We start from the raw sequence: 7,722 nt of genomic DNA, 5'->3' as shown, positions 1-7,722 counted from the left end.
TCGCCTTACGGTGGAGCTGTGCGTAGATGTGATCAAGAGACAGGCCTCGCCCGGCAGGTCCCGCCCGCTCCAGTCCCGCAGCGCGGCCAGGGTGCGCGGCAGGGCCGGCGCCACGTCCGTCTCCGCCACGGCACGCCAGAGGAAGGCGCCGATCGGCAGCAGGAAGACGCCCAGCAGGAAGAGCAGCAGCGGTGCCACCAGCAGGGCGGCGGCGAGGCGTTCGCGGCGGTTCGGCATGGATCTCCCGGTGGAACTCCGGAGGGAAGGCGCGTGGAGGCGGGGCGCCCCCGCTACCATCCCCTGTCCCCGGCGGAAAGCCGCCGGGGTCGTGTCCAGGCCCAGGCCCGGCCCGGGAAGCGGGCGGCGCCGGCGGCGGTCCGATTCAGCGCGACAGCCAGTTGTTGAAGCGCTGGCTCAGCCGGTCGAGGTTGTCGAGCCAGAACTGGTCGTCGATCCGCAGCGCGCCTTCCATGTGTTCCGGCGTGGTGGGCAGGTTGGCCAGCACGGCGGGCGCGATGTGGTCGTTGGCGCCCTTGGCGGTGACGCCATAGGGAATCTTCGGCGGCAGCTCGGCCTGGATCCCGGGCTGGCCGGCGAAGTTCAGGAACTGCAGGGCCCGGTCGCGGTTCGGCGTGCCCTTCATGATCACCCAGGAATCCAGCGTGTAGAGGTTGCCGGGCCAGGAGATGGCGAAGTTCTGCCCGTCCTGCCTGTTGGCGGCGTCGATGCGGCCGTTATAGGCCACGGCCATGGCCAGCTCCCCCGAGGCCAGGAGCTGCGGCGGCTGCGCTCCGCGTTCCCACCAGACCAGGCTGTCGCGGATGCTGTCGAGCTTGCGGAAGGCGCGGTCCACCCCGGCCTCCGTGCCCAGCAGCCTGTACACCTCCTCCGGCTTCGCCCCGTCGGCGAGCAGGGCGATCTCCAGCGTCGTCTTCGGCCCGCGGCGCAGGCCGCGCTTGCCCGGGAACTTCTTCGTGTCGAAGAACTCGGCCCAGTTGGCCGGGCCGTTCGGCGTCCGGTTGCGGTCATAGGCCAGCACGAAGGAATAGAGGATCGTGCCGACGCCGCATTCGCCCACCGCCTGCGGGATGTAGTGGTCCTTCCCGCCGATGGCCGCCCAGTCCATCTTCTCGAACAGGCCTTCGTCGCAGCCGAGCAGCAGCTCCTCGCTCTCGACCTGCACGACGTCCCAGTTGTTGGCGCCGGACTGGATCTTGGCGCGCAGCACGCCGACGCCGCCATCCCAGCTCTCCTCCAGCAGGCGCGTGTTCGTCTTCGTTTGGAAGGGGCGGAAATAGACCTCCCGCTGCGCGTCCTGATAGGCGCCGCCCCAGGATACCACGGTCAGGTCGCGTTGCTGCGCCCGTGCCGGGGATGTCGCCAGGATGGGCACCAGGACGGGAAGGCAGGCCGCCAGCCACGCGGCCCGGAAAAGGCGCCTTCGGGCGATGCCTGTCCTCCCGGCCCCATGCCCGACCGGAAACATGCTTCGCGGCATCATGATCTGCCTCCCTGCCCTGCCGCCGGAGGCTAGAACAAAGATCCGCCAGCGGAAACGGCGGCGGAACGGGCCGCAAGGAACTTCGGTGCTTGGTTTGACATGGCCCGGTGAGATAACTTCTGCACCGCAGCATATTTTTCCGGTATGATCCAGAAAAAGAAACAAAATTCTTGCGATATGCTTCAATTCATATCAATTTTGATCCATGCTGAGTGACCAAGCGTGGATATGAGATGATCCGACCCGGCAGCGACGACCCGATTCTGGCAGCCTTGCGAGGCCGTTCCGTCCTCGTGACAGGTGCGCGGGGCTTCATCGGCGGTGCCCTGTGCAGCGCCTTGCTGGAGGCCGGCGCCGAGGTGCATGGCACCACGCGCGGCGAGATCCCGCAGGATGACGATGGCGAGGCGGCGCCCCTGTGGTGGCGCTGCGATCCGGCGGCGCCGGGCGAGATCGAGTCGCTCCTTCGCCTGACGCAGCCCGAGATCATCTTCCACATGAGCGCCGCGGTGACGGGGTCGCGCAGCATCGAGGCCGTCCTGCCCACGCTGCGCGACAACCTCGTGAGCACCATCAACATCCTGCTGGCCGCCGCCGGGCGCGGGGTGGAGCGCGTGGTGCTGGCGGGCTCGGTCGAGGCGCATTCGGCGCCGAACGAGGCGCCGCGCTCGCCCTACGCCGCCTCCAAGGCCGCCGCCACCGCCTATGCCCGGCTGTTCGACAGCCTTTATAACACGCGCTGCGTCGATATCCGGATTGCCATGACCTACGGCCCCGGCCAGCGCGACGGCAGCAAGCTGGTGCCCTACGTGATCGAGGAGCTGCGCCACGGCCGGGCGCCGCATCTGGGCGACGGCGGCCGCCTCGCCGACTGGACCTATGTGGATGACATCGTGAGCGCGCTGGTGCATGCCGGGGTGAGCAAGGCGGCGCTCGGCCGGAGCATCGAGGTCGGCACCGGCGTCACCCATTCGGTGCGGGACGTGGTGCAGAAGCTGGTGGACCTGATCGACCCCTCGGTCGAGCCGGTCTATGGCGCCCTGCCGCCGCGCCCCCACGAGCTGGAAACGGCGGTGGACACCCGGCCCGCCTGGAACCTGCTGAACTGGGTGCCGCGCGTCACCCTGGATGCGGGCCTGCGGCGCACGGTCGAGGCCAGGCTGGGCCATGGCCTCCTGCGGCGGAACCCGCGCCGCATGGAAACGCAGCCCATCGGGCCACGCGCGATGCTGCTGCCGCCGAACCTGCTCCAGGGCTGAGGAAAGGGGTGGGTGCCGAATCCGCCGGGCAGGGTCCCGGCGGAACGCCCTCCCTTCAGGGGCCCCGTCATTCCACCGGAAAGGCGATGGCCTGCGACAGGTCCCAGGCCAGGGCCGCGGCGCCGCCGGGCTGGGGCAGCACGCCGGTGGCGGGGCGCTTGGCGATCACCTCGGCGCGCGACCCATCCTCGCCACCGATCGAGAGGCGCAGGCGCAGGTGGTCGCCGCCGAAGACGATCTCCTCTAGCCGGGCAGGCACCGCATCCTCACCCATCTCCTCCGCCCGCATGGCCGCGACGGCCAAGCGCTCCGGCCGGATGGCGACGATGCAGCGGCTGCCGGGGCCGACCCCCACCGCGGCGGTGGCCCGCACCACCACGCCGCAGTCCAGGCGGATGCGCGCCTCCTCCATCTCCATGGCCAGGACATGGCCGGGCAGGCTGTTGTTCTCGCCGACGAAGCCGGCCACGAAGGCATCGGCCGGGCGGTCGTAGATGTCGCGCGGCGGGGCGAGCTGCCGGATGCGGCCGCCGCGGAACACCGCCACGCGGTCGGACAGCACCAGCGCCTCCGCCTGGTCATGGGTGACGTACATCATGGTCACGCCGAGCTCGCGGTGCAGGCGGCGGATCTCGAACTGCATCTCCTCCCGCAGCGACTTGTCCAGCGCGCCGAGCGGTTCGTCCAGCAGCACGATCGGCGGCTCGAAGACCAGGGCACGGGCTAGGGCGACGCGCTGCTGCTGCCCGCCGGAAAGCTGCGCCGGCCGCCGGTCGCCCAGGCCGGGCAGACGCACCGTTTCCAGGGCCCGACGCGCGCGGCTCTCGCGCTCCGCCCGCGCCACGCCGCGCGCCTCCAGCGGAAAGGCGATGTTCTCCGCCACCGTCATGTGCGGGAACAGCGCATAGGACTGGAACACCACGCCGATGCCGCGCCGGTGCGGCGGGGTATGGGCGATGTCATTGCCGTCCAGCAGGATGCGCCCGCTGCTCGGCTCCTCGAAGCCGGCCAGCATCATCAGCGTGGTGGTCTTGCCCGAGCCCGAGGGGCCCAGCAGCGTCAGCAGCTCCCCCCGGCGGATGGCGAGGTTGAGGCCATGCACCGCCAGCGCGCCGGCGTCGTAGCGCTTCTCCACATCCTCGAAGCGCACCAGGTGGGTCGTCATGGTGGCGGAAACTGCGGGTCCCCCCGGTTGCCGTCAACCGCCCCTACGGTGCCATGATGCGCAATGGACAGGAGGGAATGCCAATGAGCCAAGCCCAGACGGGGAACGGCCCGGGGAACGACCCGGGGAACGGCCCGGGAATCGCCACGCGGGTCGAGGGGGCCGCGGGGGTGATCCAGCTCGACCGGCCGAAGGCGCTGAACGCGTTGGACCAGCCGATGATCGATGCGCTGGCCGAGGCCCTGCGCCGCTTCGGCGAGGATCCGGCGGTGCGGCTGGTGCTCCTGGAAGGGCTCGGCGGCCGTGCCTTCTGCGCGGGCGGCGACATCCGCTTCATCCGCCAATCGGTGCTGGAAGGGCGCGGCGAGGCGGCCGACCACTTCTTTGCCACCGAGTACGCGCTGAACGGGGCCATCGCCGCCTTCCCCAAGCCCTGGGTCAGCCTGATCGACGGGATCTGCATGGGCGGCGGCATCGGCGTCTCGCTGCATGGCTCCCACCGTGTGGTGACGGAGAAGGCGCTGCTCGCCATGCCGGAAACCGCGATCGGCTTCTTTCCCGATGTCGGCACCTCCCATTGCCTGCCGCGCCTGGAAGGGGCGATCGGGAACTGGCTGGGCCTGACCGGCGCCCGGCTGCGGGGCGCGGAGGCGGTGGAGGCCGGGATGGCCACGCATTACTGCCCCTCCGGGGAGCTGCCGGCGCTGCGCCAGGCCCTGCTGCAAGGCGATGCCGAGGCCGCCATCGCCGCCCATACGCGCCCGGCGCCACATGGCGCGGTGACGGCACAGGCGGAAGCCATCTACCGCTGCTTCGGCGCCGGCACCGTGCCGCATATCCTGGAGGCGCTGGAGGCCGAGGGCAGCGACTGGGCGGGGGAGCAGATCGCCACGCTGCGCCGGATGTCGCCGATGAGCCTCTGCATCACGCGGGAGCTGTTCCGCATCGGCGGCGGGCACGACCTCGCCACCTGCCTCGCGACGGAGCTGGCCCTGGCGCGGCGGGTGATCCGGCAACCGGATTTCGCGGAGGGCGTGCGGGCCGTGGTGGTGGACAAGGACCAGTCGCCGCGCTGGCGGCCCGCCCGGATCGAGGATGTCGGGATGGAAGCCGTGCGGGCGCTGCTCGCGCCCTGAGCCGCGCGGCCCGCCGGAAGGCCCGGCCACCATCCCCGGCCTTCCGGCGGGAGCATTCCCGGTTCGCGGCCCTTCGCCGCGAAGGCCCTGCCCATTCGTTCGCGGAGCGGATTCAGGCGTCCGGGCGATGCCGCCCCGCGGCGATCTGCTCTAAGCGATAGCGCAAGCGCCCCTGTGAGGGGATGCCGATGGACCATGAGAAGGCTTCGCCGATGACACGAGCGGCACCGGCCATCCTGCCGGAACTCAAGACCCTGCGCGACAGCATCGACAACATCGATGCGGCGATCATCCACATGCTGGCGGAACGCTTCCGCTGCACCCAGCGGGTCGGCCAGCTGAAGGCCGAGCACCACCTCCCGCCGGCCGATCCGTCGCGGGAGGCGGAACAGGTCGCGCGGCTGCGCCGCCTGGCCACCGACGCGAAGCTGGACCCGGAATTCGCCGAGAAGTTCCTGGCCTTCGTGGTGAAGGAGGTGATCCGCCACCACGAGGCCGTTCCGCGCGCGGGGAGCTGAGCCCCGGGCGCCCCGGAAGGTTCAGGACAGCCCCAGCAGCCCCCGGCTGAGGGCGCTGCTCTGGGCCTTGGGGCCGATAAAGGCGGACAGCATGCGCGCGCCCAGGGGATTGTCCATCCGCACCGGGCGTTCGCCCGCATAGGCGATATCGACATGGTCTGGCAGGAAGAGCCAGGTCTCCTCCTCGCCTTCCCGCAGGTCGCGCAGCCGGGCGCGGAAGTTGTCCGGCATGGCGCAGGCGCAGCGCTCGCGGAACCCGTCCTCCCAGCCCGACACCAGCCGGTCGCGCGGGATGTCGCGGGAATAGCGCAGGATCAGCAGCTTCACCTGGGTCGAGGCGAGGATCGCCTCCGCGTCGTGGCTGGCGGTTTCCAGGTACAGCGCGGCGCGGAAGGCCTCGAACAGGAAGACCCGGCGCAGGCCGGTGCCGTTCAGCACCAGTCTGCGCCCGGCGACCTGGAGGCTGGGCGGCAGTGCCGCCTGCTGCGCCACGGCCCGGCCGGACAAGGCAAGCAGCGGCAGGAGCGACAGGCCGGCACGGCGGGTCAGCAGGGGCAAGAATGGCAACTCCCGAGGGGGTCCTTGGCACCGCCCCGGCTGGTTCCCGGAGGGCACCGGTGCCGGGGCGCCGCAGCCTCCCCGCTCCCCGCTCCCGGGCCAAGCCCCACACCCGGCCGCGCCACCCGATCCGCGGAAACTTCTGCGTGAAGCTCGATTCCGCGCCCGTTTCCGCCTATCTGGCAGTTGCCGAACCTGTTTCCGGGAGGCTGAGCAGCATGGTTGGCCGAGATGCCTATGTCGCCGTCACGCGGGGAATCCGTGTCAGCGTGCGGACCTACTACCTGGCCGACCAGTCCTCGGAGGAGGAAGGGCGCCATGTCTGGGCCTATCGCGTCGAGATCGAGAATGGCGGCCGGGAAACCGTGCAGTTGCTGAAGCGGAGCTGGCTGATCACCGACGCGATGGCCCGCACCCAGCGCGTGCATGGCGACGGGGTGGTGGGCGAGCAGCCGATCCTGGAGCCGGGGGAGAGCTTCGAATACACCTCCGGCACGCCGCTGCCCACGCCCTCGGGCTTTATGCGGGGCGCCTACCACATGGTGGCCACCGGCACCGGCGAGAATTTCGATGTCGAGATACCGGCCTTCAGCCTCGACAGCCCGGATGGGCGCGTCACCCTGAACTGATACACGCAGAGGTTGCGCAGCCTCCCGCAGCCCTGCCACAACTCACTGCCGGGAGCCCGCGAGCCCCGCCTTCCCGGATGCCGTCTGGCACCGGCCGGCGAGATCCGCGCGCAGGCCCCACCCCATCCCCGGCCAGGGATGGAATCAGAGGAACGGAATTTGACCAGCACACCTTTCCCTCCGTACCAGGAGCCGGGCGAACCCCGGCCGACGCAGCAGGATGCGGAGGATGCGATCCGGACGCTGCTGCGCTGGGCAGGCGACAATCCCGGCCGCGAAGGGCTCCTGGACACGCCCAAGCGCGTGGCCAAGGCCTACCGCGAATGGTTCGCCGGCTATGAGGAGGATCCGGTCGAGCTGCTCCAGCGCTCCTTCGAGGAGGTGGAGGGCTATGACGAGATGGTCATCCTGCGCGACATCCGGCTGGAAAGCACCTGCGAGCACCACATGGCGCCGATCATCGGCCGCGCCCATGTCGGCTACCTGCCGCGCGGTCGGGTCATCGGCATCTCCAAGCTGGCGCGCGTCGTGGACGCCTATGGCAAGCGCCTGCAGATCCAGGAGAAGCTGACGGCGCAGATCGCCAACTCCATCCAGGAGGTGCTGAACCCCTACGGCGTCGCCGTGGTGGTGGAGGCGGCGCACCAGTGCATGACCACGCGCGGCGCCCACAAGCCGGGCGTGACCATGGTGACCAGCCGCATGCTGGGCGCCTTCCGGGACCAGCGCAGCACGCGGCAGGAATTCCTCGCCATGATCGGTGCCCCGAGAGCCACGCCGATCATCTGAACGCGAACGGCGGCGCCCGGCCCTTGGCGCTGCCCCGCGGCTGCCCCCAAGGCGCCTTCAGTGCGGCTCGGTGGAAACCGCCGGCGCGCCGGGATTGCCGTAGTAGGCCGGCTGCGGCACGGCCGGCGGCGGCGCGTAGGGCCGCTCCCAGCCACCCCGCTCCGGGG

At 70.6% G+C, this 7,722-nt stretch carries 8 protein-coding genes and 1 pseudogene; 5 read left to right on the top strand and 4 right to left on the bottom strand.

Annotated features, from left to right (window positions below):
- Both ROTAS13_RS15675 and ROTAS13_RS15670 read right to left on the bottom strand, forming a co-directional pair.
- Positions 1–237: pseudogene (locus tag ROTAS13_RS15675) on the bottom strand (ABC transporter permease); the annotation flags it as partial.
- A 145-nt stretch (positions 238–382) separates the two neighbouring features.
- Positions 383–1,501 carry an ABC transporter substrate-binding protein gene (locus ROTAS13_RS15670; protein WP_252571155.1) on the bottom strand — a complete coding sequence of 373 codons (1,119 nt, stop codon included), beginning with the start codon at positions 1,499–1,501 and terminating at the stop codon, positions 383–385.
- Between the two features lie 233 nt (positions 1,502–1,734).
- Between ROTAS13_RS15670 and ROTAS13_RS15665 the strand changes: the two genes are divergently transcribed.
- On the top strand, positions 1,735–2,760 hold the full coding sequence (locus ROTAS13_RS15665) for an NAD(P)-dependent oxidoreductase (protein ID WP_075822798.1): 1,026 nt from the start codon (positions 1,735–1,737) through the stop codon (positions 2,758–2,760).
- A 67-nt stretch (positions 2,761–2,827) separates the two neighbouring features.
- Here the strand turns inward: ROTAS13_RS15665 and ROTAS13_RS15660 are convergent, their stop codons facing one another.
- Positions 2,828–3,925, bottom strand: a complete 1,098-nt coding sequence (locus tag ROTAS13_RS15660; protein WP_075822797.1) for an ABC transporter ATP-binding protein — start codon at positions 3,923–3,925, stop codon at positions 2,828–2,830.
- A gap of 83 nt (positions 3,926–4,008) precedes the next feature.
- On the opposite strand from ROTAS13_RS15660, the gene ROTAS13_RS15655 reads away from it, so the two are divergent.
- On the top strand, positions 4,009–5,061 hold the full coding sequence (locus ROTAS13_RS15655) for an enoyl-CoA hydratase/isomerase family protein (RefSeq protein WP_079253242.1): 1,053 nt from the start codon (positions 4,009–4,011) through the stop codon (positions 5,059–5,061).
- Between the two features lie 212 nt (positions 5,062–5,273).
- A complete protein-coding gene (locus ROTAS13_RS15650; RefSeq protein WP_026033171.1) occupies positions 5,274–5,579 on the top strand; it encodes a chorismate mutase in 306 nt (101 codons plus the stop codon).
- Between the two features lie 21 nt (positions 5,580–5,600).
- Here the strand turns inward: ROTAS13_RS15650 and ROTAS13_RS15645 are convergent, their stop codons facing one another.
- On the bottom strand, positions 5,601–6,137 hold the full coding sequence (locus tag ROTAS13_RS15645; protein ID WP_019461058.1) for a chalcone isomerase family protein: 537 nt from the start codon (positions 6,135–6,137) through the stop codon (positions 5,601–5,603).
- Positions 6,138–6,355: 218 nt separating this feature from the next.
- On the opposite strand from ROTAS13_RS15645, the gene apaG reads away from it, so the two are divergent.
- Positions 6,356–6,766 carry a Co2+/Mg2+ efflux protein ApaG gene (gene apaG, locus ROTAS13_RS15640; protein ID WP_026033170.1) on the top strand — a complete coding sequence of 137 codons (411 nt, stop codon included), beginning with the start codon at positions 6,356–6,358 and terminating at the stop codon, positions 6,764–6,766.
- 159 nt (positions 6,767–6,925) lie between these two features.
- The gene (gene folE, locus ROTAS13_RS15635) at positions 6,926–7,555 is read left to right on the top strand and encodes a GTP cyclohydrolase I FolE (RefSeq protein ID WP_058389600.1); all 630 of its coding nucleotides are present in this window, start codon (positions 6,926–6,928) and stop codon (positions 7,553–7,555) included.
- Positions 7,556–7,722: the final 167 nt, after the last annotated feature.

It is taken from the genome of Roseomonas sp. TAS13 (assembly GCF_001950415.1).
In the GTDB taxonomy this organism is placed as follows: Bacteria; Pseudomonadota; Alphaproteobacteria; order Acetobacterales; family Acetobacteraceae; genus Roseomonas; species Roseomonas mucosa.
Note: the sequence above shows the minus strand (reverse complement) of the source record. Positions and strands in the feature narration are given on the sequence as shown.